Annotated in this window: 21 protein-coding genes and 1 pseudogene; 7 read left to right on the forward strand and 15 right to left on the reverse strand. The window is 53.1% G+C overall.

From position 1 onward, the window contains the following. Positions 1 to 3 precede the first annotated feature (3 nt). Positions 4 to 1,632 carry a hypothetical protein gene (locus AB3226_RS04395; protein WP_367372165.1) on the forward strand — a complete coding sequence of 543 codons (1,629 nt, stop codon included), beginning with the start codon at positions 4 to 6 and terminating at the stop codon, positions 1,630 to 1,632. Positions 1,633 to 1,920: 288 nt separating this feature from the next. Here the strand turns inward: AB3226_RS04395 and AB3226_RS04400 are convergent, their stop codons facing one another. Both AB3226_RS04400 and AB3226_RS04405 read right to left on the reverse strand, forming a co-directional pair. Continuing rightward, positions 1,921 to 3,705: a hypothetical protein gene (locus AB3226_RS04400; protein ID WP_367372166.1), complete on the reverse strand. Its 1,785-nt coding sequence runs from the start codon at positions 3,703 to 3,705 to the stop codon at positions 1,921 to 1,923. A 51-nt stretch (positions 3,706 to 3,756) separates the two neighbouring features. Further along, entirely contained in the window at positions 3,757 to 5,700 is a 1,944-nt protein-coding gene (locus AB3226_RS04405; RefSeq protein WP_367372167.1) for a S41 family peptidase, read from the reverse strand. A 650-nt stretch (positions 5,701 to 6,350) separates the two neighbouring features. Between AB3226_RS04405 and AB3226_RS04410 the strand changes: the two genes are divergently transcribed. From AB3226_RS04410 to AB3226_RS04425, 4 genes and pseudogenes are all read left to right on the forward strand, one after another. Then, positions 6,351 to 6,971, forward strand: coding sequence for a hypothetical protein (locus AB3226_RS04410; protein ID WP_367372168.1), 621 nt, complete (start codon positions 6,351 to 6,353; stop codon positions 6,969 to 6,971). Between the two features lie 138 nt (positions 6,972 to 7,109). Beyond that, a complete protein-coding gene (locus tag AB3226_RS04415; RefSeq protein WP_367372169.1) occupies positions 7,110 to 7,352 on the forward strand; it encodes a hypothetical protein in 243 nt (80 codons plus the stop codon). A gap of 20 nt (positions 7,353 to 7,372) precedes the next feature. Next, positions 7,373 to 8,290, forward strand: coding sequence for a hypothetical protein (locus AB3226_RS04420; protein ID WP_367372170.1), 918 nt, complete (start codon positions 7,373 to 7,375; stop codon positions 8,288 to 8,290). Positions 8,291 to 8,399: 109 nt separating this feature from the next. Then, positions 8,400 to 8,649 (forward strand): annotated as a pseudogene (locus AB3226_RS04425) (tyrosine-type recombinase/integrase); the annotation flags it as partial. A gap of 116 nt (positions 8,650 to 8,765) precedes the next feature. Here AB3226_RS04425 and AB3226_RS04430 read toward each other — a convergent pair. The 4 genes from AB3226_RS04430 to AB3226_RS04445 form a co-directional block, all read right to left on the reverse strand. Next, positions 8,766 to 8,984: a hypothetical protein gene (locus AB3226_RS04430; protein WP_367372171.1), complete on the reverse strand. Its 219-nt coding sequence runs from the start codon at positions 8,982 to 8,984 to the stop codon at positions 8,766 to 8,768. 640 nt (positions 8,985 to 9,624) lie between these two features. Next, complete coding sequence (locus AB3226_RS04435) at positions 9,625 to 12,114, reverse strand: hypothetical protein (RefSeq protein ID WP_367372172.1); 2,490 nt, start codon at positions 12,112 to 12,114, stop codon at positions 9,625 to 9,627. A gap of 34 nt (positions 12,115 to 12,148) precedes the next feature. Beyond that, positions 12,149 to 13,333 (reverse strand): hypothetical protein, encoded by a 1,185-nt coding sequence (locus AB3226_RS04440; RefSeq protein WP_367372173.1) that lies wholly within the window; start codon positions 13,331 to 13,333, stop codon positions 12,149 to 12,151. A 41-nt stretch (positions 13,334 to 13,374) separates the two neighbouring features. Further along, complete coding sequence (locus AB3226_RS04445; RefSeq protein ID WP_367372174.1) at positions 13,375 to 14,424, reverse strand: NAD(P)/FAD-dependent oxidoreductase; 1,050 nt, start codon at positions 14,422 to 14,424, stop codon at positions 13,375 to 13,377. 953 nt (positions 14,425 to 15,377) lie between these two features. Here AB3226_RS04445 and AB3226_RS04450 point away from each other — a divergent pair. Both AB3226_RS04450 and AB3226_RS04455 read left to right on the forward strand, forming a co-directional pair. Further along, positions 15,378 to 15,626 (forward strand): type II toxin-antitoxin system Phd/YefM family antitoxin, encoded by a 249-nt coding sequence (locus AB3226_RS04450; RefSeq protein ID WP_194935689.1) that lies wholly within the window; start codon positions 15,378 to 15,380, stop codon positions 15,624 to 15,626. A 13-nt stretch (positions 15,627 to 15,639) separates the two neighbouring features. Next, the gene (locus AB3226_RS04455; RefSeq protein ID WP_367372175.1) at positions 15,640 to 15,984 is read left to right on the forward strand and encodes a type II toxin-antitoxin system RelE/ParE family toxin; all 345 of its coding nucleotides are present in this window, start codon (positions 15,640 to 15,642) and stop codon (positions 15,982 to 15,984) included. Positions 15,985 to 16,461: 477 nt separating this feature from the next. Here the strand turns inward: AB3226_RS04455 and AB3226_RS04460 are convergent, their stop codons facing one another. The 9 genes from AB3226_RS04460 to AB3226_RS04500 form a co-directional block, all read right to left on the reverse strand. Next, on the reverse strand, positions 16,462 to 16,779 hold the full coding sequence (locus AB3226_RS04460) for an FCD domain-containing protein (protein ID WP_367372176.1): 318 nt from the start codon (positions 16,777 to 16,779) through the stop codon (positions 16,462 to 16,464). A gap of 58 nt (positions 16,780 to 16,837) precedes the next feature. Next, the gene (locus AB3226_RS04465; protein WP_367372177.1) at positions 16,838 to 18,226 is read right to left on the reverse strand and encodes a Dyp-type peroxidase; all 1,389 of its coding nucleotides are present in this window, start codon (positions 18,224 to 18,226) and stop codon (positions 16,838 to 16,840) included. Next, complete coding sequence (locus AB3226_RS04470; RefSeq protein WP_367372178.1) at positions 18,223 to 19,614, reverse strand: hypothetical protein; 1,392 nt, start codon at positions 19,612 to 19,614, stop codon at positions 18,223 to 18,225. The genes AB3226_RS04465 and AB3226_RS04470 overlap by 4 nt, the downstream gene beginning before the upstream one ends. A gap of 1,143 nt (positions 19,615 to 20,757) precedes the next feature. Continuing rightward, the gene (locus AB3226_RS04475; protein WP_367372179.1) at positions 20,758 to 20,988 is read right to left on the reverse strand and encodes a hypothetical protein; all 231 of its coding nucleotides are present in this window, start codon (positions 20,986 to 20,988) and stop codon (positions 20,758 to 20,760) included. A 28-nt stretch (positions 20,989 to 21,016) separates the two neighbouring features. Further along, entirely contained in the window at positions 21,017 to 21,268 is a 252-nt protein-coding gene (locus AB3226_RS04480) for a hypothetical protein (RefSeq protein ID WP_367372180.1), read from the reverse strand. Positions 21,269 to 22,275: 1,007 nt separating this feature from the next. Then, positions 22,276 to 23,586 carry a hypothetical protein gene (locus AB3226_RS04485; RefSeq protein WP_367372181.1) on the reverse strand — a complete coding sequence of 437 codons (1,311 nt, stop codon included), beginning with the start codon at positions 23,584 to 23,586 and terminating at the stop codon, positions 22,276 to 22,278. A 1,601-nt stretch (positions 23,587 to 25,187) separates the two neighbouring features. Beyond that, a complete protein-coding gene (locus AB3226_RS04490; protein ID WP_367372182.1) occupies positions 25,188 to 25,427 on the reverse strand; it encodes an AbrB/MazE/SpoVT family DNA-binding domain-containing protein in 240 nt (79 codons plus the stop codon). Between the two features lie 76 nt (positions 25,428 to 25,503). Continuing rightward, positions 25,504 to 25,716, reverse strand: a complete 213-nt coding sequence (locus AB3226_RS04495; RefSeq protein ID WP_367372183.1) for a hypothetical protein — start codon at positions 25,714 to 25,716, stop codon at positions 25,504 to 25,506. Between the two features lie 185 nt (positions 25,717 to 25,901). Then, positions 25,902 to 26,189, reverse strand: coding sequence for an addiction module antidote protein (locus AB3226_RS04500; RefSeq protein WP_367372184.1), 288 nt, complete (start codon positions 26,187 to 26,189; stop codon positions 25,902 to 25,904). Positions 26,190 to 26,207: the final 18 nt, after the last annotated feature.

Genomic DNA, 26,207 nt, shown 5'->3' on the forward strand with positions numbered 1-26,207 from the left:
ATTATGAGCTTTCATAATGAAGAGTTTGATAGAAAAGTTTTACCCATATGGGACGACTCAGCTATATCTGGAAAGCTGGCTGAAAACTCGTCGGTAAAACACTTCAATGCTGAGCAGGTTTCTGAAAACATTTCGGAAAAATTAATTCTGGAACTTAAGCGAAGCGATGACGCAGGCGTGGCCGTTGAGCTTTTGAACGTCGCTGCATTGGAAGGGAAAAGCGAAGCTTTAGCTTTGGCTGCAAGCCGAATTTTAAAAGAAAGTAATTTACCTGCACCTGTAACGAAAATGGCTCGCATGATTCTCGGCGAAACTGAAGAGCAGCCGAACAAGTCTGAATTCTATGAAATAAAAAGGTTGCGCGCTCATTTAAAGCTGCGTCCAAAGAACGTGTTAGCCTGGGTGGACCTGGCTAGGGAACACGTGATTGTCGGTAATAGTACTCAAGCTGAGCGAGCAATGACGATCGCTTTGAGTCTCGCGCCAAGTCATCGGTGGATTACTAGAGTCGCCTCAAGATTATATGTTCATCTTGACTTGATTGACAAATCACATTATCTACTGATGAATCATCCGGCAGTACGTATTGATCCTTGGATTGCTTCTGCTGAGCTTGCTGTATCGCAGCTTTCGGGGCGTACGAGTAAGAATGTGGGAAATGCTAAGAAAATACTTGAGTCAGGCTTGCATCCGAAGCATACGGCTGAACTTGCTAGCGCGCTAGGTACATTAGAGCTTTCTGCGGGCGCAAATAAAAAAGCCAAAAACTATTTCAGAAATTCGCTTGTAGACCCCAATAGAAATGCCTTGGCGCAAGCTAAATGGGTCGAACAGGCCCATGATTTAAAAGCAGGAGTTATCATTACCACTGAACAAATGGAAATAGCTTATGAGGCCAAGGCTTGGGAGAATTATATTAATGGCGATATAGGTAAGGCATTATTTTATTCGATGGAGTGGTATCAGTCAGAACCTTACTCAAGTAAGCCGCCCATGCTCGCAACTTATTTGGCATCATTGGTTGATCAATATGACTATGTCATTGAGATTGCAAACCAGGGACTTAGAACCAACTCTGAAAATAGCACATTAAAACTAAACAAGGCCTACGCCGAAATTGCAAAAATTGGCATTGTAAAAGGTTACGATGTAGATGAATCAACGTTCATTAGTTGGGTCACCCTATTTAAGGATATGCTGAAAAAAGAGAGATCGACTGCTGGTCACGCAGCAGCCAATATGGGAATGCTCTGCTATCGAATGGGCTCCATAGAAAATGGCAGAGCGTGGTATAATCATGCTGAGACAGCATGTAAAGGTGACGGTAACGAAAATTACGTCATGTGCGCTATACACCATGCTCGAGAATCTATAATTGCTAAAGCACCATGGGCAACTGAAGTCTTTGAGTTTGCAAAAAACTTATTAAGCAAAAATAATGGATCAGAGCTCCCATCCGGCATGTTTTACATGAAAAAGATTGAGCAGTTGAGAAATGCTCCGGAATCCTGGTCAACAATTTCTGGTATTGCGAAACCAACAACTATAGCCTTGCCTAGTCGCGAAATCTTTGCATTCCAAAATACAGGCACGGAAGCCACAATAAAATTTTACCTTCCTGAGTTCAATTAAAACTTGTCGCGTGTTTTATTTGGGCGAGAGTGATGCCCCCAAAGAAACCTATTTCGGCTGGCAGCGATCCTTAATCACATATTCGCTTTTGCCCGAAAGCTGCCGATCATCTAGGACCTCTATCAACCCAAAGCAGCTTATCACCTGTGACGTCAATCGGCCGGAAGCCGATCCAAGGCGAACAGGACTAGGTAGCCGACTGACTCGATAAGTTGCTCGACATTTCACCTTCCGGGGGAGATCATCCATGCGCTTTCTGTGTTCCGATGTGTGCGTGAGTCCTCGCTATCAATCCACGGTAATACCTGAGGCGTTACTCCTCAAAAAATTCGACAATTCATCCAGTGAGCACGCCCAACGCAATTCACCAACAGAGGCCGAAAGAGACTTCGTATGGCTTGTGTAGACTGCAAAGGGTGTACAAACTACCCCCACAATCTGCTTGTAACCAGTCAAATTGAAATTGTCACCCTCCCTCCTCGCTTCGAGTTGACTGACGATGCTTGCCCAGTAATCTACCCCTTTGTCCACCGTCGACGCTGCATTGCGGATAACGTTGTGCACACCTCGGTCGTACTCTCGTGTGTATGGAATGCTTTTGCACGAGACTACTAGGAGAGTGCCATCGTATGAGCCAATTGCATCAATGTCGGTCATAGCCTGGCCATCAACGCAAAGCGTCCGCTGTCGCAACACTCGAGTGGCGCTGTCTGCCCAGTAGGAACGGTCAATGACTTCTTGAACTACATCCTCAAACTTCGTTGCACGCTCATTGGCGATCTGTCCTTGAGTTTTAGGAAATTGGAACCAGCTTAGGAACCCCGTAGAAGCAGCCCACATGTCGATACACACGTAGTTGTCCGTTATCCTAATGATATCCCCGTGAGCGAGGGGCCAAGCCTCCCCTTTAAAGCTCAGGCAACTGGCGCTGAAGGCAGCGTAGCTCTCTGGCGCTTGGAATTGAGGAAGATGTTCGCTGATCTCATCGCATACTGTGGAGTATTCCTTTTCGCCGAATTCGTCCCATTCCTTGGATTCCATGATGAAGTAGCCGAGCTCCATCACCCGAAGAAACGAGTAGCGTCGCTTATAAAGCCAGCGCCCACCGAGGAAGAGTAGCAGCAAGCAAAGCGAAGCGTTGTTTTCAATTCCGACTCCTACCATGGCGGGTAAGCGATATAACTCGAAGAGCCTTGCTAGATCTAGGTTCGCCGGGCCAAAACGCAGCATGATTTGTCGGTTGGTTCCATAAATGGCGGCGTGTGGGTGCCCCTCAAGAAACCTCTGAGGCGAGAACGCTCTTTCGTCATGCATCCCCCATAGCGCCTGTGTGATGTTCACATTAGCTTCGATGCCGGCTACTGCAACGTCGTCATGAGCCAGGCCCGTCTGGGTCATTGCTACCCCTTGGTATGTGCGTCGCAGGTAATCATGGCGCTGGTCATAGATCCGCACTGCGGACTCCAACACCGGGTTTGGTACACGGCGTGGTAGGGCTGAGGTCGCGGAATGGGTAAGCGATTTGATTGCTGGTAGGCCCGCCGCGAGTTTGCCTCCGGATACTCCGCGGGAATGCGGATTAGGGAAATCGTAATCGAACCCTTTGCTCGCTAAACGGAATCCGACTTGCAAGTCATAAATAATCGTGATGAAAGAAATAAAACGCGCGATATGCCTTAGAGTGCTCTCGTTGATCGGGAAAACGAAGCCTTCGCGCCCATAAGTGGCCGCTTCGGCTTTAGTGCTGCGATTCGCATAGATCTCGGCTAACGCCCGGGCGTTAACGCCGGTGGAAGATAGTTCTCCAGCGAAAACTTCGTTAGGAGTACGCCGCAGGTAATACATCCAGCGCATGGCTGAGTAGGAATTGAGATCGCCCGCAAACGCCTCCTCCATTGATTGAGTGCATTGAGTGAAGAATTCACAGCTATCTCGGGCTGACAGCGGTGCCTTGGCTTTCGCCGTTCGAAAGAAAGAAAGTCGCGTGATCCTCGACTCAAGTTCGACTATGTACTTGCCGACGTCTGCTCGGAATTTCGTGTTGCGTGGGACTTGTAGAAGAAGAGAGCTCATTTAGTTCCAGTACTGGTTTACGTAAAAATACTTCGAAACCATGCATCGCTATCAAGTAGCCGAAGCCGGCTCCCCGCCACTCAGTTCTTTGCCAGCTCGTTCGAACAAATCCTGGTTATGTTCCATCACGTCCCTTAAGGTCATGTGATAAAAAGTATCTGGTACGATTCCAACGTCCTCCAGTACGCGCCCCTCATTCGCCTTTACGCGCAGTGCGCGTCGAATAGTCAGACCAAAATTGACGCCGTTCGGAAGGTTTGCGAGGCCGGAAGGGCTGCGCGCGAGATAGACTTCAAGATGGTCACTCATCCATGGCAGATCGCGTATTACATGAGTAAGTATTCCATCTTGGATGACCCACGCGGTTTCATCTTCGTCGACCTGTTCGGACGCCAGAGTTGCCTTTTCTGACAAAGAAATACCGGCAGCGTTGAAAGCGTCGACAATTTGCGTAGATAGATTGCCAGCAACAAAGTCAGTCTTCAGCTTTGCGTCGAGGCGGAAGTCAGGATTGAAGATGCGCACAGCATCCCAGTTCCAAACATTTCCTCCTGCCGCGGCCATGTTGTCGTCAGTGCAAATTACCTTACCGATCTCATTGTCGATGAAACCGGCTGCGAACATGTCTGCGGTGCTGAAGGCTAGGGCATCGGAGATGAGAATCACGGGACCTGTATATTTGCGACCTACCTTGTTGTAATCGATGTCGTCACCTTCCATTGGGATGCCCCGTGTGTAGGTTTCCCCAGTCTTGAACGCCTCCGCGAAGGAAGGACGCCACCGGATGAATTTATCGCTCGCTTCAACCATAGCGCGGGTCAAATCAGTAACTCGAAACTGGAACCTTGCGGGCACGATCGGCTGGGGGCTGAACAGTTGAAGCAGACGTTCGCCAGCGGCTATGTAACCGCCGGTATTGCCGCGTATATCGCAAAGAAGACCATTCTGCGGCAGAGTTGTAAGGATCGGTGCCAGCGCATGGACGAGATCATCGACGTCGTTCGCTTCGAATGACCGTAAACGTACATAGGCAAAGGTGCCATCACTTGTTGTGACGGTGCCATAGTTGATCACGCCTTGCGCGGTGTTACCTTGAATGACGGGAACACCAAGATGGGGTTGAAGAGGCGGGGAAAGTGGCGCAGGATCAAAAGAGTGTGGGGCGGTCAGCACCCGTCGCGCATTCTGAAGATCCATCAGCAGACGGTCGCCACCAAAACCGGTGACATTGCGACCCAGAGCTGGATGTGTCGGCGCGGTGGTAACATCGAGCCCGATCCAGTTAAAGTTTTCGCTAGAGTCGATACCGTTCAGAGAAAAGCGAAGATCGACCCATTCTTCAAGCGGCGGTCCGAACCGCGTGAGAGGACGGTATGTGAGGAAGGCAAGGCTCCGAGCAAGCGATGCCGCCTCGTTGCCGCCGTCGAAGAGATTGGCGACTAGACGGACATAACGGTCGATGGGAATAGCATTCCAATGGCTGACACGGGCTCCGGGTTGGAGCAGTTTGAATGTAGCCCTTGGATCGACCCTGGTGACGACATAAATCTCAGACCCGCTGTCCCAACACGTCTCGACGGTGAAAGGTAGGACGGCTGCGACCCCATATGGTGCCCGCCCGTAGAATATGACGTGCCGGTCTCTGACTCGCGCGAGGATCACGACAAGGTTCTCGTGGAATTCTGCATCCGAGAGCTCTGCAATCTGCATTCGTAGGAGGCCCAATGCCCGAACGGGATCAAAGCCATAGATCGCCTTCTTACGATTGAGATGAACATAGAAGCTATCAAGGGCGATCGACAGTTGATCTAGAAGACGCAGTCGATCGGCAGTGGGATAAAAAGGCGCTACTGCGAAGCCAGGCGCCGATAATGAAAACGACTTGGCGAGTAGCTTGCCGCCCGGTGAGCGAATGAGGGTCTCGCCCGCTAAAGCCGCGCCCTTGCCCTTAACCGTACCGGTTCCGCGAGTCTTCGGATATTCGCTCGTCGGCATAACACCCCTCCTACAATTTGAATGCTCGCGATGTACGGTCTGGTTGCTGAGCGTGCTGTGCGCTGGGGTAAAGGACGTCATTGCGCGCGCAGGCTCGATTGAATGTGCTCCAGATAGCCGTAGGTGTAGATCTTCCGCAGTATCGAGATCCCTGCAATGAACTCCTCAGAAATCATAGCAGGGGTTTGAGGAGGCGTTTTTTAACTCACTGGACTGGAGCGGACAGACGCGAACGGCGCCTTTCGGCTTAAACTATGTAAAACGGAGGCGCCGTTTTGAAGTCTGCGTTGCTACGTAAAATCTGCCAACGGCTGAGTTAATCACCTGAAATTTGTATAGGAACGCGATTTCGCTGCGGTCCTGACTATCGAACTCGCTCTAAAACGTTTTCACACAGCCTGGACCTAAAGCAGGCGTTCAATCCAGGTTTGCTTTTGGCCAAAGCAGACGCCTCCAACCACAACCAAAGCTTTTGCTGGCATTTTGCATCGCCTCTACTACGCTTTCCCGAAGAGTACGAGTTGCGGTTTGTAATCATGATGGGTAGGGCCTTACACGTAGTTCCCACCACACAGCAGGCTGGCGTGCGGCGGCACACGCGCCTAAGGATGTCATCTACTAGGCTTGATCGAAAAAATCAGGGGATTAGGATGACCACACGATCTTCGATCTACACGAACCTCCCGATTAGCAGCCTTCAGCGCTCGCCTGAAGAGGAAATTCGTGCGGTAATTGAGGAACAAACTGGCCTATCGCCGCTTCCAGCAACAAAGAAAATTTCGATGTACCACATAAGAGGAGTGTCCAATCCAAAGTTTGTCGGTGGGGAAGATAAAGACGAGGTGATCTTCGGCCCCGAGTTCCTCTATGTACTTGATGTAGGTTTTCCCGCAGCTTGTGGAGTACAGATATCGTGGACAAACTCTGGCCGTGGAGACCCAAGCTTCCCAAACTTTAAGGGTGCTATAACTCGCTCGGTGGTTGGATCCTCTCGGGGTCAGATTCTCTACCCCTGTATTCCAACCGAACTCATGGTGGGCGTTAAGGACGAAACCAGTGAGTCAACAGTTCGTACTGAACTCGCAGCATATTCTTCCTCGATCTCTGTGTTAATTCCGAATTTGTACTTAATCAAGGTCAATGCCTTCCACGAGCAAGAAGTCGCCAGACAGATTGAAACCTCACTTCCGTTCGTCAAGTACGCGTCACTGAACACAGTGGTCCGAATTGTTGATTTCTCGCCTGGCTGGTTTGTCGACCAGGTTTGCTGAGGCTCCTAACAAATGAAATCACGCAAATGCTTAGCTTCATGAAGTATCAATTTTCCCCTACTAACCGTCAAGCGACGCGTGCCCCCGTCGCTTGGCTTTTCTATCAGGGGCGCCTATTAGGTCTATCAGGAGTCATATATGAGCACGTTTAAATTGGAAGCAGAAGTTGATGGCCCGGTCTTTTTTTTGCATAAAAGTGGTGCAAAAGGCGCAGACGTCTCCAATATTGAAATTAAGGAATACTACAAGACGCCGGAAGAGATCGCCAAATGGGAAAAGCAAATGTTTGACGACGTTGGCCTAAAGATAGACGGAAATGCTTTGATCGCGGCGGGCGGAAGCTGTTGCGGCACAGGTGGCGGAGCCTGTGACGCGGACTAAAAAACTAAGGGGGGATTGCTTTGGCTCAAGCAAATCGTATTAGCGTGTGCATCGTTTCTTTTTCGGGCGATGCACACGCTGAAATAATTTCTTCTATCCTGGAGAGAAAATATTCCGCTTACGTGAAAACAATCCACGCAGATCAATGTCAGGATATTTTGTCTCTGAACTACGGAAATATACAAAAAAATAAAAACATCATTTATGACGTGATATGGATTCGTAGAAAAAATTTCCTTTACTTAAAGCCGGATATCAATATTAACTTTGACTTGGCAATCAATTCAGCTCAATCCAGCCAAGATGCGCTGGATGCATTTATTTCTCAAAGTGGCCGCCATTTTATTAATCCCATTGACAAAGCTGCAAAGATCGAAAACAAGGCGATTCAGCTACGAATCTCAGAATCTGCCGGATTGAGAACACCATTAACACTGATCTCAACTTCCTACACGGAAATCATGGAGTTTGAGAACAACCATGGTCCGCTAGTAATTAAATCAATGCGCTCAATCGGAGGATCTCCGACAGGTACTTTTCTGTTTAACGCGCATCTTATCTCTCCTGAAAATTGCATGCTGGCACCTGCAATTTACCAAGAGAAAATATGCGGGACAAATCACCTAAGGGTCGTTGTTTTTGGATCAAAAATCCTACCATTCGAGTATGAAAGTAATAATTTGGATAGTCGATTCGATGCCAGAAACGGGGCGAGTTTAGTAGCTGTAACGGAGAGCCTGAGAAGCGGAATTCTACGATTTATGGCGATTTCCGGGTTAAAGATGGGGATCTTTGATTTTAAAAAATCTAATGCTGGTGAGTGGTATTTTTTGGAAGTTAATCAACAAGGGGCGTTCGCATACTTGGATCCGCTGTCTGGCTATCCAATCCTGTTGGACTTCGCCAAATTCATCATAGATGAGGCAAACATCACCTAATCCTCCGCTCAATCCAAGTTCGAAAAGCCGGTATGGAATTTATTCGTTCTTCCGGCCTGGAGAGAATAATGAATTTATTTTATATACGGTTCCGAGCGTCTACCCAGCCTCAGACCATCTTTCCACTAGGCAATATGCTCGAATAGTCAAAGCGTGGGTGACAGCCATTGGCCTTGATCCAACCATGTACGGTACCCCACACGCTACGGAGAACCAAGGCCTTGTTGATCCATCGCAGGACGAAGAACCTGAGAGCAGTCCAACTCCTGCTTGGTCATACTAAGCTTGAAAGCACTGTCAGATACCTGGGAATCGAGGTCGATGATGCCTTGGGGATGGCGGAGCAGACAGAAGTCTGACCATTCACTACGACGGTCGATGTTAGACCACCACTTTCCGTCCCATAGCTGCGTGTCATTTGTGTCTACAAAATCAGTGGCCATTCAAATCAGAGGGCAGTGTTGTGCTGAGTAATTTATGCCTGGCGTATCCTCAAAATGGAATCTGTGATGGCTTGAGCATTAGTGTCCAGCGTTTCCATGGCCGACATCGCATTAACGGCGACACTGCCTACACCATTTTCTGAGAGCCACTTGGTTATTTCTTCTATCGCTGCACTTAGGGCGTGCTGATTGTGGAGGAGCAATGCAAGAGCGTCCGCCGTGGCGATCTTGCAGTCTGAGTTATCTGGCATGGCGGTCATCCTTGAGAAATGATGTCGGAAGCCTAGCTCATCTCGCCGTTGGCTGAGACTGGTGACTAATTGCCCAGATCCGCTCAACTGTTTGCATTCGACCTGACAGTCTCTTGAACTGCATTTGACCACCACGCCCCTGACTATGACCGTCTGAAGACGACCCAAAGAGGACGTTCGACGATGGCAGCTATCGGTAAAGAATCACCAACGGAAGGTCGAACTTGGGTGACCTCTATGGGCTAGTCGCTATAATCGATCGTGGTGCACTGGTTGTACGGTTGGAGCCACATCGCCATCATTGGAGTGCTATCATAGGTGCTCAAAGAGATGCGATCCCAAAATTGAAGAGTTCCACTATATAGGCTGCAGGCTAAATGCTTGGTAGCGGCCCAGCCCGCCTTGTATTTTCGGGTGACTCGACGCCGCTTCCCTTCCTCATCGCGACGATAGGTGCAAGCTTGGAATTGGGGCACGCCTTCCAAGCCTAACTTTCCCATACAGCAAAAGGCTCACTCTGACAGTGAGCCTTCCTTTGCCCCATCTTTAATTAAATGCCACCTTTCTCGGTTGCAAAGAATCCACGCCTGATATCGACGCCCAGAGGCGGGGGCTCATCGACGATTTGAGCATCCCGTACTTATGGCGCTGGCGACAGCTTCTCCTCCGGGTCGTCATTCTTGCGCAGTACGGTCACTGGACGGGGCTTGGACGTGCTGTCGGGATGGAACCCGTCAAGCCCGGAGAGCCGTATCTCCAGCCGGTTCAGCAGCGGATAGCGGAGCCGTAGGGGCGGGCTTTCGAACTCATCGCAATCTCCAACTGTGGCGAATACGAGGATGTAACCCGGTCCGGTCAAATCTTTGCTGAGCCGGGGCAGCACCGTGCTCTGCCAGTCCTCCCATTTCGGCACGACCTCGAACGACACTAGCCACCAGCCGATCTTGCGATGATTGAACACTGTTCCGAACTTGAGCCGACACCAATCCTCAATTTTTTCGCGACACCAGCTCAGCGCATGAATACGGCTGATGAATGCGTCGGTCGTTATGGCATCCAGGCCGGCAAGGTGCAGGTTACCGTCAAGCGCGGACTTGGCAAGGTCCGCCCGCAGCGGATTTGACGCATATACGTACCGCGTCCCGGATTCGAGCGACAGATACGGGCCGTAGTCGCCGTCCCATCCCGCCTCGCTCACCACCTCATTCGCCAGCACACGAGGATGATGCTGGTGATAGCCCAGTTCGCCATCTGTCAATGGGATCGACGTGAAGAGATGCCGGGGGGGCAGGCCGGGCATCTGTGGCCCGAAACCGTAGGTGCGGCTCGAGTCCGGCGCGACGGCCGGCCAGAAGGAATTCAGTGCGGCGCACAGCTTGGCGTCTTCGGGAAACGGACTTCCCAGCCCATAGTTGACCATCATGTTCCGGCCATCGCGCTGATGCTGCGAGACATCCCATCCCGGCGCGTAGACACCCGCCGCCGCATCGGGCAACCAACTTAGCGTCCGGCGTGGTGCTGAGATGGTGTTCAGGCTCGCTGCAACGCTGGGAAGCCCGACAATCGCGGTGACGGTGAAGCTGCTCGGATCGTCCAGCTCGAAGGCCAACCGATCGGGTGTTAGCGGATGCGGCAGGTTGCAATTGGGAAGCTGATATGAGAGGGCGAGGTCCTGGAGCCCCTCTCCATACCAGGTGAAGCGGCCGTCACTCATCGGTTGCGGACCGCCTTGAGGAAAAACCAAGCCGATGTTCGCCAAACCTGTCGGGACATTCTGTTTCCGCTCAATCCATTCCTCGACTTCGACCTGATCGACTTGGGGGAAATAATCTGTCGCCGTTACGAGAGAGTAGGCGCAATGGATTGGCAGACTGATGCCGTCGACTGGCCTCACGGTTAGCACCCCGTCGCAGCTGTTGTCGATGAAGTGCGCGGCCTCATAGCTGCCGGTCTCAAGAACTTTCGATGCGAATGTGGCTGAATCAAGTTGATTCAGATCCGCCAGCACGTCGGCCTTCGGCTCGTGGCGAATATTCAGATACTCCGGAGCCGCTCGACTACCCCCGCGCGCCTCGATTTCCAGAGTCGACCAGTAGCGGTTCAGTCGGTGCCGCGTCGTGCGCTTCTTCGGAACTATGAAGCGAGCCAATTCTTCCTTGTCGCCTACCTTCTGGGTTGCCGTTGCGACCACCTTACCGGTGACTGGCATGACTTGGCAGGATGCGCCAACAGGCGAGAGGCGTACGAGCGTCGTGTCCGTTCGTGAATCCCGAACAAACGGATACGCCTTGAGATTGAACGGAATGTCCGGATGGGGCGGCACGAACGCATCATTCTCACCGCCCTGTTCGTCATGAACCCGTGAGAGCTTTTCGTTGACATGTACCTCGGCATAGTCGACCCCTCCAAGGTGAACCGGCACTATGTTGTCGTTCTCATCCCTACGGAAGAGGCATTCGTCGCCCGGAAAAACCTTGTGAACCGGAAACAGGAATATTAACTCGCCATCGACCTTCGAGGGGCGCAGGACGGCGCCGTCAGGACCACGCACCCGGCGTTCTGCAATGAAGAGGCCGTAGCGGGCCGGAAGCACCCTGAAGCCTTTGATGCCGACACCGGGATTAACGACGTAGCCGCGTGATAGGCCGTCGTATTCTTCGGGATGCGTTCCTACTCGCGCGACCCCTGCGCGGGAAAAGGCGATATCCGCGTGCTGGCGATGTGTCGTACGCCGCTGATCCCGGTACTGATATGCGAAGACCGCCAGAACCGGGTCCCGCAGCTCCGCCAGCGTCATACGACGCTGGCTATAGATGTAGTTCTCGACGACATCTAGCTGGGCGAGTGTTGGAAACACCGACAGGGACAGCGCGGCGCAGCAGGGACTGGCCAACGCGTGATAGAGCAGGCTCAAGCCCAGGTTTCCCGGCTCGACTCCGCGAACCCCGGCAAGCGAGAATTCCTCGAATCCCGGCATGCTCCTGTCTACTTTCAGAGGCCTGCTCATTTCCTCTACCAGGCGGTCCAGCGGGACAGTGATATCCAAGCCATGGAGGGCAAACAATTCGCCCCAGCCATGGGGCGCCAGCGCGTCGAGAACTGTCGTTTTCATTTGCTCGATCAGGGTCATGATTCCTCCTAAGATTCTCAGATCGACCGGGGCATCAGGCGTTGTCGGGCAGGAAGACGCCATGGTTGAGAAGCCGCGTGTCGAAATGCAGCGACCTCGCCACATCGATCTGGCTTGGTGTGCCGTCTGCCAGCACTACTTCGTGCCGGAATGGGCCGCCCTTGAACTCAGACGGCTGGGCCCGACTGAAAGCTTTTCGCGGAAAAAGCGGGTCTAGGGGCGCTGGCGTGTACAACCCGCTCGGCGGTAGCCAGAAGACATGGAAGCTGTTGTCGACAAACGCGATCCGCTGAATCAGCTTGGCCGACAAATATTCGATTCTTTTCGCGGGTACCGAGAGCTGCACGACGCCGCCCGTCTGCGCCGCTGTCCAAAATGATGGGGCGGACGCAAGCTTCGCGACCGAGTGGAAGCTCGGCGCCTTGTTCATAAAGTGGTCGATGAAGATATCGTCCATATCGCCATAGATCAGGTATCGCAGCGATCCGTCGCTGCTGTCGTCATCGACATCGAAGGTGTGGAAATGAAGGACCTTATCGATGCTGACCGGGATGTTCTCTTCGAGACCGGGGATGTCGACGCCATCGTCGGGATGTGCCAGGTCGGGGTAATACGTGAACGAGGCCGCCGGAAGCACTTTCGTTATCCCATCGCGAATGTCCGGCAGCGAAGTGTGACCGTGGAAGATCTGGACTCGCCGATCGCCATAGCCGGTATTGCGGATGGCTTCATAAGCCTGGATATGCTCCGGCGTGGTCAGGCTTCCTTGCAGGATGACCTGGTAGCTGTGACGCGGATCGGCTAATACCGGAGTGTGCGACATGAAGAAACGTTGGCCGGTCCGCCCGCCGGTGACGAATCCATGCAGATGATTGAAAGTACCATGCCCTCCGTGACCATCATGCCCTTCGTGACCGGGGGCACCGGCATTCTCAGCAATGCCTCCGAGCGGAGCGTCGTCCCGGACATGCACCATCGACGACATTCCCGCGTGGTAGCGGCAACGGTACGGAAAATCGCCAAGACCGGAGAACAGCACCGGCGGCGAAACCTCGCCAGGCAACAACGGGCCCGCATTGAAGAAGAAATCCGCGTTGCTCTCGGTTTCGACAGAGTGCGGATACGGGTCGAGATTCCGCCACACGACGTAGGTGCCGGGCCGGACGGTCGCCATGGGAAATGTGCTGTTCCGGATGTTCAGGATGAGCGTCTTCGACACGATAACCTCCTGTTTCAGTAGAAAAACGATACCAGTGGGTTTCAAATACTCTTCAGTTCAAACGCCGGGTGTTGCGTGATCGCCAAGGAGTTGGGTGCGCGCCAATCCTTCCGCAACGTTTCGTACAGGTGCGTCAATTGGGCGGTATCCGCCTCAAACCAGTGTTTCATCCATGTCCGGTAGTCCTGTGCGGCCTCGGCCTGCGTGGCCTGCCCAGTAAGGATGGCTCTGGCGTTGTACGCAGCCTTGATGCCAGACATGACGGCACGAAGTACGCCATTCCCGCACGCGGGATCGGTGACAAAAGCTGCGTCGCCGGTGATGAAAAATGACGGCCCGGCAACAGAGGGGGCAATGCGCCATGTAACGTCCGCGCCACCGTTGCGGCCGCAGGACGACAGCGAAGACATTGTTGCGGGTGGTAGCGGCTTCTGATGGACACCAAAATGGAGCGATGTCCAGTTCACGACGTCCGCCGAGACTTGGGCCATCCATTGCCAACCGGCAGTGCTGGCTTCGAAAAGTTGCCCCTCAGGAAGATGTCCGTGGCAGTAACCGTAGAACGCGGTCAAACACGGCGATGCCGGGAGATACTTCCGCCCCAAGGAACGTGTCAGCCACGCGCCCTGCCCGCTTGCGTCGACGACGAACGCACAGCGGAATATCCGCCCATCAAATTCGACGCCTTCGATCTTTCCATTGCTGGAAATCGGAATCACCCGTGAACGATGGATGTGTAGTGTGACCCCAAGCTGCTGCGCCCGTGTCAAGAGGATGGCGTCCAGGTCGGCGCGAGAAACATGCAATGCCTGCCATGGACCATTGTCATCGACGCCGAAACTTTCAACAGACCGGCATCCTTCCGATATTACTGTACGGGTCGACGGCCTCACCGAGGACTTTTCAAGCACTTTATCGAAAACACCTAGATCCCGAAATAGTACTTCAATGCCAGGATGGAGGCATTCGCCCGGACGGAATCGGGGAAATTGGGATCTCTCTACAAGAAGGACATTCAGTCCCCGCGCTGCCGCCCAAATGGCAGTAGCGCAGCCTGCTGGCCCGGCTCCAATGACCGCCAAATCGACCACTGTTCCCCTCCCTGCGCGATCTGTCGCGGCGGCCTCGTTTGCGGCAAGTCCAAAACTGCTCCCTAGTATCAGCCTATCAGCAGTTATACGGATGTCGAGGCGCTCAGGCCGAATGTCTGCATGTGGCGGGTGAACGGCTTAGTTGTGCATTGAACGGCGACTTTCGGGCTGCTTATGTGTGGGCCGCATTCATCTCCCTCACACGCCCCTGCTTTAAGCACCACTTCACCTATTGAACTGCGCACCCGACTCCTCGGCTGGAGCTCCTACCGCCACCCGTCAACGCATCAATCCGTTCGGTCTCTCCGTGCCTGACGCATCGAATGCCATCTAGGCAATTGGCTATCTTCTTTGTGTGACTCAGCACAATATCAAAAACAACACTTCACTTATCACCGAGTCGTTATCCCAAGCGACAAGGAGCGTCTATGCATCCCCCCTTTCTGTCCGCAGGTACGTGATAGTCTCCCGTCATTCTATCAATCGACTGGCAGCGGATCCGCTGCCAGGTTGAGAACTGCTAGCAGTTCGCGACCAAGCCCAAAAAGCTGGCCAGCGCATTCCGATAGCGGCTTCATTGCGCCCTATCAAGACTGGAATGGGTACAGGCCCGGAAGATCGGCCCACGATGCCTTGCGTCAATGTTCCATTCGGTGCCGTCGTAAGAACTGGGTACTGGGCAGAAACTCCTTCAGGTGCCGGCGATCGACCGGCAGATTGATAACAAACCTCGTTTTTCGGTATCAGAACACCCCGAGAGCGTGGAAAATTAAAAATAAAACTTGACAGAGTGCGCAAAATAAAAAACGTTATCGGTCTTGTTTTGGTCTGAATTTGGTGTATAGTGGTTGGTGTTGGGCAATTTCGCCCCGAAGGTTCTGAGCCGCGTTAAAACAGAGCCATCAGAGTTAGTTGGCGTCCGGGACGGACGTCACAAAGGAGGGTTTCCACTCATGCGAGTCGAAACAATAAGTTTTTTGAAAAAACACGCATCCGACCTGCCATTAGATGAGCCAATGGTCGTCACGCAAAATGGTGTTCCTGCCTATGTTGTGGAGTCTTATGTTGACCATAAGCGCCGTGACGAAGCAGTTGCCCTTGTGAAAATGCTCGCAATCAGTTCTCGCGAGTATGCCCAAGGCAAGCATTGTTCTACTGATGAGCTGAAAGCCCGTTTGAGCAGGAGGTTTGCCCACAAATAATATAGGAGTCTAAATGACCAAGTTCACCGTTCGTTACACCGAAATCGCTCAACAAAGCATCGAAGACCAGATCGAATATCTGGCTGATTATCACGGACTGCAATCTGCTTACCAGCGGGTTGATGCCGTCGTTGACATCATCACAAATATACTCGCGTCCACCCCCTACGGTTATCCCGTCAGCCTTCAGTTGAGCGAGCTGGGTGTCATGCAATATCGTGAACTTAATACAGATGGTTACCGCGTCTTCTACGAGATCTTCGACGCGGATCAGACTGTCGCCGTTGGTCTGGTCTTGAGAGGTAAGCAGAGTGTCGAACGGGCCCTCGTTCGTTACTGTTTACTCAAAGCCTTCTAGCTCTGACATTTCCCATCATGAGCGGACTGCTTAGTCTCTGTCCCGGCGCTTAGGTGCCGGGATCGAATCCTTCATCAATCTCTCCCTTCCTCCCTGTCTTGGTACTGACAGCACGCTCGCGCACCGGCTAGAAATGTGCGCTGGCCAATCGCAACACCCGGCTACCTCAATCACCCAATACTACTGGCATTACGAAGGCGCGAAGGTCGCTCTTAAGGAGCGTTCAAATCCGCGCAGCCGCATGCTGTCCGAGCGCTGCCAGAAATTCCTCAACAACGATAGAACGCTTTACACCACCCGTCTTTGGATAATTGCATGGACTTGTCCACACATTTGTATTCTCACTGACCAGTTAATTGCATTCGTGCTGACCAACCGTTTGCATTCGACTTAACCACCTCGCACCGCAATGACGACCGTCAAAGAACAACCCGAAGGAGACCTTCACAGATGTGACGGAACAGTAGCAGGCTGCTGTTATCGATCTGTCCGGTGATGATAGGCGGCTACATCGTTGTCACGAGATGGCTTTAGATGGTCGCTGCAAAGCTCAACCAACTCTTCCGTATCCTGGCCCCGCAATGCCTCGATTATTGACCAGCGCTCACGACGCGCCCGCTCCAGTTGATCCGTCACCACCAATGATGACGAGCAGATCGAATGTGCTCGCTGCGCATGGTCCTGAATCGGTGCCACCAATACCGGGTTATCAGAAAGCCCGAACAGTAATTCGTGAAAGCGCATATTCGCCCGGAAAGCCCCCCCGCAGATTGCCTGTAAGACCAGCGCTGGCATGGCGGTTCGGGGACTGTCTATTGTAAGCGCTGACCAGAAAGGCGTCAGGAGCCGATTGCTAAAACAACTCCCGAAATGAGGACGTCAACTGCAATAAAAACTTCTGCGCCCGCCACTGAATTGCCGGCGCAGGCGGCTCTGCTAATTTCCTGAGCCCTGAGCGGCTCGGCGCGAATAGATAGGCACCTCCACAAGGTGTGATCCAGGAATCCGCGGGGCCAGTAACGTTAATTGGGCCAGCCGGCCCCCAAATGTTCAGATTACCGGGAGACGAACGCCGTCCGATGAGTAGGTCACTTTCCTGCGCGGGATTGAGGTCGCTGTTCATCCAGTGCTGAGTCAAGAACTCGAATTGTTCTTTGATTGACGTCTGGAAAGCCAAAAAAGTCAGACCTCGATCAGTCTCGCCTGGCGCTTGGTCATAGGGCTTACCGTGGGGAATACCGCGGCGGAGCAATCGAGGGACATCTACAACATCCGCTTTGCCTTTCCTTGGATTTACCTTCCGAATATGTGCGCCAAAAGGGCAGGATTGACCATTGCTATCGCCAGAAAAATTAAAGTCGTTTTCGGTCGTGGTAGGGTTAGGGTCGGCAAATTGCCCCGCCAGTACTGGGGCACCCGAAGGCCATCTGCCGACCAAAAGTGCAGCCATATGCTCCTTGCTAAGGCCTGGCCAGTCAGTCGAAAATTGAGCCGCTGCGGCAGCACAGAAATCTCGAAAAGCCTGCACATTCTGGTTCAGTCGCCGCCATACCAAAAGAGATCCATTGTCTGCGACGCCACGCGGATCGAGGCTCGGCTTGACCGGTGCACCGCCGGTAGTTTTAGGGTAGCCAAACACAAAATTACCAGCGGCCATCCCATCACCCGGATCATAACCGGTGACCAGTGGTTGGGAGATACCATCGCGAAACCCAAAATGCTCACGTTCGCCTTCCAACCGCTGTGCATTCTCTCTCCACGCCAAGGTAAGCCCTGCTGCGGTCGCCTGCTTGAGCAGTTGATCTGTGCGACCGGCGACCGCTGCGTCAACATTTCCCCCAATGAGCAGCAATACGTCGACTGGTTTTGCAACATTGCCGGCAACCCATGTCATAGGGTTGGTGCGATCGTTGAGAACCGACTTGGCGCGGTTCAGATGACCGGTGTTGAACGCGATATCGTTAAAACTGAGATCTTTTGCGGTTCCTTGCAGCATGCCTAGGCTCACAGCCACGAACAACCAGGTCGGCGCGTTCGGTCCAATATCGGTTTTTATCAAATCACGACGAGCGCTGACCTCACTGGCAGTCGTAACCTCTTCTGCCAGCGTGGCCACCCAAGCCGCCGCATTCGATATCTGGCCAGCCGCTACTGAAAAAAAGAGAAGGACCTGTATGTCGGTATTAAACCCGCCCAGTATGTTGCCTTGGATATCGTCGAGTTCGAGTTGGCGATCGCTCATCGTTTAAAACTCTTAGCTACGAACGACTTCGCCTTTACCGTAGCGGGAGTTACCTTGGCCGGGAGAAGGTCTGGAAATGCCAAATCGTAACCAGCCGCGCAGGAGCCTTTGCTATATATAAGCTGCTCCCCCCCCTGCTGCCGGCAGCACGTCCCGAGGCATTTTACGATCGGGCCAATACCCGCCCCAGCCCGCTTCCAGCGCGTGATGAAAAGGTGGACAGACAGCAACTCCGCAATCTGCCCCTCATAAGTAACTTTATTTCCGCTAGCGATGAGGTCACTAATGGTGAGCTTTTCAGATTCCGGAATTTCGAGCTCTAGTCGGAGCACGCGGCTCTTGCTGGAGTCCCACAAGTCATGTCCACGCACGACCGTCCACCATTCTTGTGGTACTGGAGAGTTAGCATCGTCCGGCAAGCACAACCCGTCCTCAATACCAGCAATGTAAAGGCCCAACGGATTGGCAAGCGTATAGCGATACCCTTCCAAAACTTGCTTATAGGCTTGGGCTGATATCGAAGGGTCACTGTTGCGGTTGGGGTCTCCCCCTTCGTTGCAGCACATGAGACGTTCCGGCTTAGTCTCGTCGAGCGTCTTGCCAGTGGCATCCCTACGGGCGATCGCCGACACGCCTGCCAAATTGATTTCAGCTCCCAGCGAATTAGCACGGTGTGAAAGATGAACGATGCCAGGGTTGATGTTGTAGCTGTTGCGCGGATTAAATGCACCAGGTTCAGCTACAATCGTGCGCCTGCCGTCGGTGAGACGCCTATATACACCATTCTTAGCGCGTAGATCATCAACCTTGAGCGACGAAAGCCCAGTCGCCTCTTTATATAAGTCAAGTACACGCTGCTCGTCACTATCGAACAATTCGCTGTAGTAGTCATAGCCTTCAGCTACGAACGTTAGTTTGGTGATCTTATTGTCATCATTCCGTACGGCTGCCCATTCGAGATACTCGTCCTGACGATCCCGTACTGGTAGATGTAGTACTCGATCGTGCTGATCAACGAATACACCAGGTCGGCAATCCTCGTCACCGAGATGCTCGACTGCTCGATAGATGCCATCGGGATCGTCGGCAGCATGTGGTAGATCTTTCCATGGCACGCGTCGCTTGACAGCACGCGGGAAGCCACCCCACGCCTGTACCGGAATCGTTTCGGCGTCGTTCGGAATGTCGGTAACGGTCGGATCAACGTATGAGATCTGATCGCGATTTGCTTCAATTTCTTCTGCCGTCGGCTCATTCTTTTCCAAAGCTGAGCTAACAAGATCAAACACGATATTCTGCGTTTCCTTGCGCATGGCGGCGTCCCATCTAGAGGGATCTCTGAAATCGGTAACCCCACCTGGTGCATCGAAAATCCAATCTTTGCTCATGGTTCCCTCCGTGCGCAGATGCGCGATTGATGCGTGTGATTCCAATTTCACGTCGAGTAAATATAGCTTGTGATTTCGATTTGACACGGCCTGGGCCTGCGGTGGTTCGAGGAGGCCTGCCGGGGGCAATGGATTGATGTACTGAAACGCAGACATTAGCGCAACGCAAAACAGTCCGAGGGGATGATGGTAGTCGCGATGCCATCTGTCTCGGCAGAAAATTCAGATCCACTCAAAAGCCTGCCTAAGCGGGTATTTTGTCAAAGCTATTTCAACAGTCTCACATTGATTTCGGGAGCCTACACCGGCGGGTACCGAGGCATCTTCTCTGCCTGTTCATCGCTGAGCTCATCGAGGCTACATACTGATGCGTTCGCCAAGGGGGCTCTTCCCTAACGTCTGCTTCTGGCCGATTCTGTTGAAAAAGTCGGCCATGGTTTTTTCTACCGTAGAAAAGTACGCGCTTGAGATTGAAATCTTTACATTGAGCAAAGGATTCCGGGCTCAGATTTCGCGTAGCGGCGCGCAAAAAAGGCGTTTTCAGCGGTCGGTATGCGGGCAGTCTGGAAGAACCGACTTTTTCAACAGAATCGGCCGTTTCCTGCCCTTAACGCACTGAGGAATGTAGCTAACTGCCTAAGCAGATGCGGAAGTGATCCGCCACGGCTAGATGTATTCCGGGACACACTTAAACGACAGCGCATAACGGAGTTGCGTTAAATGTCCCCTCACACAAAAAAACACTCAGTGGGCTTTTTTGCACCTGCTGGACACAAGCCCTCCGGAGGCTGGCCTACCATTGCCATGGTGAATGGTTTTACGCGCCTTAGCCCTTGTCGTTCATTGCCAAAGGACTGCTTTTGAATTTCCGTGACCTATCTGCCGCTGGAGGCTTGGGACAAACACTGGAAACGCGACGGCGTACTGGTGCCCTGTCGATTGTGTGGGAGCGCCCAAGGCCTCACGGACGCCAGTGCTTTTAGTCATGAGCTCGGCTGTAAAGCGCGGAGCTTGAAAGCCCAATACCCTAGTCGGGAACTGGCTTCCATCCTGCAGCAGAAAATCCAGTCTTTGATGCGTGCAGAAGACGGCCACCCTCGGGGGCGGTGTCCCGCTTAAAGCGGATTGCATAGTTGTACATGATCACTTCATGAAGATCAGGGCCATGGCACCGCCGATGACCACGAACATCCCTGCAACGACAGTCACCGGGCACCAGAACAATTCCCAGGCCGTGAGCTTACTGGGTTCGGCAGTTGTACCGCTGGATTCAGTCGCCGACAAACTGGTTCCAGAACCGACAAGCCGCATGGTTTCGGCCCTCACCTTGACAAGGTCAGCGTGAATCTTTTCGAGTTCCGCCTGGGTCAACATGGTGTCCACCTCCGGGGCAAGCAGCCGATCACATGAAAGCGATCATGGCTTGCGTGATGGTGCAGTTGTGCTCCTTCGCGTAAGCCTCGATCTGCGCCATTTTCTGGCCTTTCTCGATGGTTTTACCCGCTTCGCGTGTTCCCTTGTCCAGCACTCGCGCTTCGATTTTCCGGTTCGGTTTTCTATTCCTTGAGCCCTTCACGGCGTAACTACTGTTTCTCAGTGCAGCAGCGTTCGGGTTGTTCTTCGCGGTTTTCTTCTTACGGTTTACTTTCGCCATCACCAAACCTCCTTGCCAACGGGTGGGCCCCAGTCAGTTTCTAGGTGCCGGTTCTCGAGAGTTGATCTTGGCCAGCAGTGCGTCCAAGTCCGGGGTTGCGTTTGGTTCGTGTCCCGACCTTTGATTGGATGAAGCCCAACCGTGCGATGGTTACTGCCTGCTTGAGGGACGCGATCCTTTTCTCGGACAACAATTGAATCTAAAAACGTCAATTGATAGAACCAACCAAGGAAAATGCTTGTCGCGCCGAGGAATCGGCGCCTTTCAATAACAGTACGATCCTTGTGATGTAGGGACAGTATCGGCCTCAAGGATTTCCACGGCTTGAGCAAAATCGGTGAGACGAATCGCGGACGCAGAAGCTGGTCCACAACACTGGTTCCATTGCTCCCCAAACCCCGGATTGCACTCCTAGGTCACTCAGCCTTGGCTTTCACCTTCCGTGGTGTCTTCTTGGGCGGGTTGAAACAATACACACTCATCGCTGTGCGGGCCTCTAATCAGTACAGGCAATACCGTCCTCCCGCTCAACAGTGATTCGATACATGCCTGAGAATGACTCCACAGTGGTACGCGGATCGCCGGGTAGGAGCATCTCAATGGTAATTGGCATTTTTAAACCTCTGACTATCATATGTTTCGGCGTTTAGGTCGGGACGGCTAGAGAACCTAATGTCGCATTGAACTGGCTGTTTGAGAAAGGACCTGACGCCGATTTGCTCAGGCAAATGATCCAGTTTGTTGCCCAACACATAATGGAGCTTCGACGTCATAAGCCCTGACCGCAACAACACCCGCAACGGCTACGCGAGCTTAGTTGAGCGCCTCGGCCAGCCCGAGGCCCTGAAGCGCACCTTTGATGAATGCCAAAACAGTTGGGGGCCAAGATAGTAGGCGCCGACATCCCGGTTTGCTGACAACCACCTTTTCAACTGCTCAACCGTGGGGCGCCCATAATCATCAGCCTGACGGGGCCGTTGGCGCTTTGCTAAGCGAACATTTGGCGATTACTGACCGAAGGCTTCCATCAACGCGTCTTCAGTCGTTAAGCCAGCACGTATCTTGTCTGCAAAATGTTCCATCGCCGACCACGGATCTGGCCCGTTCGATGCGCTACGCATGAAGGCTTCGGCCAGTGACTGCAAATTATGCTCGGTTTCAACCTGGGCAGGAGGTCGCAGCCGATTGAACAGCTCGATTACGTGGCTGCCTTGAGAATATTCATCAATGTCAAAGAGGTTCGAGAAAACCATCCCAAGAGAGCCAGCCAGATGATGCTCTGGTCTGTCCCAGCTTCTCTGAATCCCACCTTGCTGATCCGCCACTTCCAGGAGCTTACGAATTTTGTTAGGTATCGTCGCGACGGCTTTGGGCCGGTTGTAATACTCGCGATTCGCGAGGCTGGCCGCATCTTTGACCACCTTCCACATCACAGACCACAGCTGTGCAACGCTGTACGTCTGCAATCCATGCCTGACTGTGCTTGTGATTTTCTCAATCGCCTCGTCTTCGAGATCATGGCTGTAGATATTGCACTGGTCTAACAGGTAACGCAGCACATCGGCTACGGCGTAATCCAGCCAGAGGTTGAATAGCGAATCGGGATCGGTAAACCGATGCTCATCTAGCAGGCCTAACGCTCCAATACCACGCCCATGAGTTTTGTCGGGCGGCAGGAACAGCTCAAGCTGATAGGTTTTATGCCATAGCTCGCCGTTTTGGAGGAAATAGGTTCCAGCTTTGGCCGCGCCGGGATCCTCTAAAAGGTATTCATCCTTACAAAGTTGCTTAACGAATTTATCGGCATTCAACGGTGCCAAGTCGTCACAATCCGCTATGCCGAAGGTGCCATGAGCCAAGCGCGGAGCAACGACTGCATTGATAGCCAGTATGAGCAGCACCACATTATCCGGAAGGGACGTGTAGTCCAGCGTAGCTGCGGCGCTCCTCTCCATCTTGTAAGCGAGCCGTTTACTGATCTCGGCTTGCTCAAGCGCTGCCTGCTCTGCGCGCTTCCTATTTTGAAGCTCGGCACACGGGGCGCAGGGGGTGGATGAGCGCTGGAAGACCTTCTTGGCTTCGGCGCGACCGTTGATGCGCACTTCGCCTCCACAGAGACAGCAGCTTTGGTTTTCGTCGAAAGCCAGGCAGTACTCGCGCACCTGCTTTGCAATTTGGCCAGACTGAACAATCTCCCGGAACGGTACGAGGTCGGCGACACGCTCAAGATACGCACCCTCCTCGTCCGTTGCCCAATAACGCATTGCCAGAGCCCGCTCTTCACTGTCTTGGGTCAGAAATTCCAGCCTTACTGCCATGTCAAACCCTACTCATCTATCAATATAAAGTCTTCTCGATCCGGAAGAGATATCGCTTGCGTCCCGCCACGGCGCTGCGGGTTTCCCCCACAGGATAAAGAATTTAGCTCAGTGAATCGCCTCGGATTTTCTAGACACCCTGAAAGCTCATTGCGTAACGCTTTTCAAACTCTAACGGGATGCGCTGTACATAACCGAATCAAACAGGACGCCCTGAACCACGCACGATCATAAGGGCGCCATCGTGAAATTCAACCCTATGTCTCTACGGCGGCGCTCCTGGCGCGAAGGTGCTGGGGCTCGCATTTTGTCAGCAGGCCGCAGACCTAGAACTGGGCCCCCTTGGCGAGACGGCTATCGATAAGCAGACTGGTGCCCGCGATGAAGCTTGCTGTAGCGCTAGCCAGGAACACTGTCGCCCGCGCCACCTCCTCGCCGCGGCCATGCGACCCAAAGGGTTGGCGCTAGGCACTGCGCGAAGGTTTCGGGCTGGCTGCACTCGATGTCCCCCCACACTCCTTCCGGGAAGTACGTTGCCAGGGAACACGGTATTAACCAGGATAGCCGATCACCCACACCGCAATGGTGGCTAATGTGTAAAAAACGAGGCAACAAAACATGGGTATCGACTACGCGACCGGATACCTAGATTTGAAATTCTACGCTTTTGTACTGACTACTTATCGTTTACCTGAATGATTATTTGCTTGCTATTTGTCCAATTGTTTAAACGAGCAGCCAGAGTAGCGCTGATAGCAATACCTTTTCTCAAATTCGATAATCGCATTACCCACCCTAAGATGTTGATTACATTATAAATTATAAAAACCACAAAAATCAGACCCGCGAAGACTTCGCCTGCCAAACAAGTCACTAAGTCAGCAAGGAGTACTTAGTGACTTAATTTTTGAGGGTTTTCGATACGAGTCTTTCTCATTTATAAAATTATCGCTTCATTAGTCCTCCCTTCTCATCTATATAAATAATAAAAATATTAAAATAATATATTTAATAATCAGTAGCTGATAGCAGGGGTAAAACTCTGCCCTTCGGGAGCAGCTGAGCCATTCCTGTTGGTTCCTTTCAGGGAGTCATGAACTGTCGGCCAGCTTTTCAGACTGTCGCAGTTTGTTCGTACTTCAGTTCTGCGGGGGTATTTAGCCGGCGGGACTCGGCCACCAGATTGACGATGTCGGCGTGAATCTTGTTCAGTTCAGCGGCGGACAGGTCATGCCGTTACATTGGGCGCTCCTTCTCAAGAGAGGTGTGCCTAGCTGTGTAGCGTGTGCATTAAGGACGGCCAATCAACACCGCAACCACGCGCTGGATTTGCTCCAGTTCTGCGGACTACACTTGGCGCGCTAGCCAGTCGACACTTTTAACCTGATCGGCCAGCGCCGCGCTGGACCTGGCGCTGGCAATCGACACCTAGAACGGATAACCCTTGATCTTGGTAGCCATAGGCATACAGATCATCATGCCGCTTGCCCAATTGTACCTGGCCTGCGTCAGCACCACCGCCTGGCGATGGCCGGCTTGCTAGTGGCCCGCCTGCGGGCTGAACCACACCACGTCGCCCGCGCTGGGCGTATAGCCGCTTATTACCAGACCTCCTTGCCCACCGGTGGCCCCCAGTCAACCGCTTCATGGCGGTTCTCCGGGGTCACCTTGGCCAACAGCGTGGCCAGGTCCAAGGGCTCGCGCACCGGTTCGATGATCATCCGGTTGCCTTCAACCCGCACGTCGACCTCCAGGTCAAGCTCGAACACGGTGCCGCCCAGGATCGACGCGGGCAGGCGCAAGGCGAGGCTGTTGCCCCACTTCTTGATATTGCTTTTCATAGTGGTCTCTCCGGGGGTATTTGCATTCGTCGCCACACTACTGCGTATCTACAGTTGTATTTACGGCAGGTCGGGCTCAGTTGAGCAGCTTGGTCACCCACACGGTGAGACCGGCCACGGTGGCGAACAGGCCAATGGCGAAGGCTAGCGGATACCAGAAGGTCTCGCGGGTGAACTGCCGCGCTTCGACGTTCGGCGTTCGGGTCACGGGACCGACAAGCTTCATGGTCTCGGCCCGCAGCCGGACAATGTCAGCGTGGATTTTTTCGAGTTCGGCTTGGGTCAACATGCGGTTCTCCTTCTGGCCCCCATGCTTCAAGTTCGCGGCCTACCGGCGGCGCTTCCAGCCATACGGTCTCTTCTGCCGACCTCGGCACCTTCCAGTCGCAGCGGGCCAGCAGTTCGTCCAAGGTGTAGTGGGGTGTCTGCTTCGTGCGCTTCATCGGGGTTGTCTCCTTCTCAGGCAGGTCCGGCTCAGACATGCAGGCGCACGGTCATGTCAATGCCCACGGCGCGCATCACCGCGAGCATGGTTTTCAGGGTCGGGTTGCCCTTCTCGCTGAACGAGCGGTACAGCTGTTCGCGGGCCAGCCCCGACTCGCGGGCCAGCTCGGTCATGCCCTTGGCACGGGCGACCACGCCCATGGCCTTGGCGATGTACGCCACGTCGCCGGTTTCGAAGGCATCGGCGACAAAGATAGCGATGGACTCCGGGTCCACCAGGGCGGCGGCAGGGTCGAATTCCACTAGACGGTCGTTCATGTTTGACTCCATTGATGG

The organism is Pseudomonas lini (genome assembly GCF_964063345.1).
Classification (GTDB): Bacteria; Pseudomonadota; Gammaproteobacteria; order Pseudomonadales; family Pseudomonadaceae; genus Aquipseudomonas; species Aquipseudomonas lini_B.

What these genes read in the sequence shown, in the direction of transcription:
- AB3226_RS04500 (WP_367372184.1), bottom strand. Translation starts at nt 26,189, where the DNA reads ATGAACGACCGTCTAGTGGAATTCGACCCTGCCGCCGCCCTGGTGGAC.
- AB3226_RS04495 (WP_367372183.1), bottom strand. Translation starts at nt 25,716, where the DNA reads ATGTTGACCCAAGCCGAACTCGAAAAAATCCACGCTGACATTGTCCGG.
- AB3226_RS04435 (WP_367372172.1), bottom strand. Translation starts at nt 12,114, where the DNA reads ATGACCCTGATCGAGCAAATGAAAACGACAGTTCTCGACGCGCTGGCG.
- AB3226_RS04490 (WP_367372182.1), bottom strand. Translation starts at nt 25,427, where the DNA reads ATGAAAAGCAATATCAAGAAGTGGGGCAACAGCCTCGCCTTGCGCCTG.
- AB3226_RS04410 (WP_367372168.1), top strand. Translation starts at nt 6,351, where the DNA reads ATGACCACACGATCTTCGATCTACACGAACCTCCCGATTAGCAGCCTT.
- AB3226_RS04405 (WP_367372167.1), bottom strand. Translation starts at nt 5,700, where the DNA reads ATGCCGACGAGCGAATATCCGAAGACTCGCGGAACCGGTACGGTTAAG.
- AB3226_RS04415 (WP_367372169.1), top strand. Translation starts at nt 7,110, where the DNA reads ATGAGCACGTTTAAATTGGAAGCAGAAGTTGATGGCCCGGTCTTTTTT.
- AB3226_RS04455 (WP_367372175.1), top strand. Translation starts at nt 15,640, where the DNA reads ATGACCAAGTTCACCGTTCGTTACACCGAAATCGCTCAACAAAGCATC.
- AB3226_RS04475 (WP_367372179.1), bottom strand. Translation starts at nt 20,988, where the DNA reads ATGTTGACCCAGGCGGAACTCGAAAAGATTCACGCTGACCTTGTCAAG.
- AB3226_RS04400 (WP_367372166.1), bottom strand. Translation starts at nt 3,705, where the DNA reads ATGAGCTCTCTTCTTCTACAAGTCCCACGCAACACGAAATTCCGAGCA.
- AB3226_RS04480 (WP_367372180.1), bottom strand. Translation starts at nt 21,268, where the DNA reads ATGGCGAAAGTAAACCGTAAGAAGAAAACCGCGAAGAACAACCCGAAC.
- AB3226_RS04395 (WP_367372165.1), top strand. Translation starts at nt 4, where the DNA reads ATGAGCTTTCATAATGAAGAGTTTGATAGAAAAGTTTTACCCATATGG.
- AB3226_RS04485 (WP_367372181.1), bottom strand. Translation starts at nt 23,586, where the DNA reads ATGGCAGTAAGGCTGGAATTTCTGACCCAAGACAGTGAAGAGCGGGCT.
- AB3226_RS04470 (WP_367372178.1), bottom strand. Translation starts at nt 19,614, where the DNA reads ATGAGCAAAGATTGGATTTTCGATGCACCAGGTGGGGTTACCGATTTC.
- AB3226_RS04460 (WP_367372176.1), bottom strand. Translation starts at nt 16,779, where the DNA reads ATGCCAGCGCTGGTCTTACAGGCAATCTGCGGGGGGGCTTTCCGGGCG.
- AB3226_RS04465 (WP_367372177.1), bottom strand. Translation starts at nt 18,226, where the DNA reads ATGAGCGATCGCCAACTCGAACTCGACGATATCCAAGGCAACATACTG.
- AB3226_RS04450 (WP_194935689.1), top strand. Translation starts at nt 15,378, where the DNA reads ATGCGAGTCGAAACAATAAGTTTTTTGAAAAAACACGCATCCGACCTG.
- AB3226_RS04430 (WP_367372171.1), bottom strand. Translation starts at nt 8,984, where the DNA reads ATGCCAGATAACTCAGACTGCAAGATCGCCACGGCGGACGCTCTTGCA.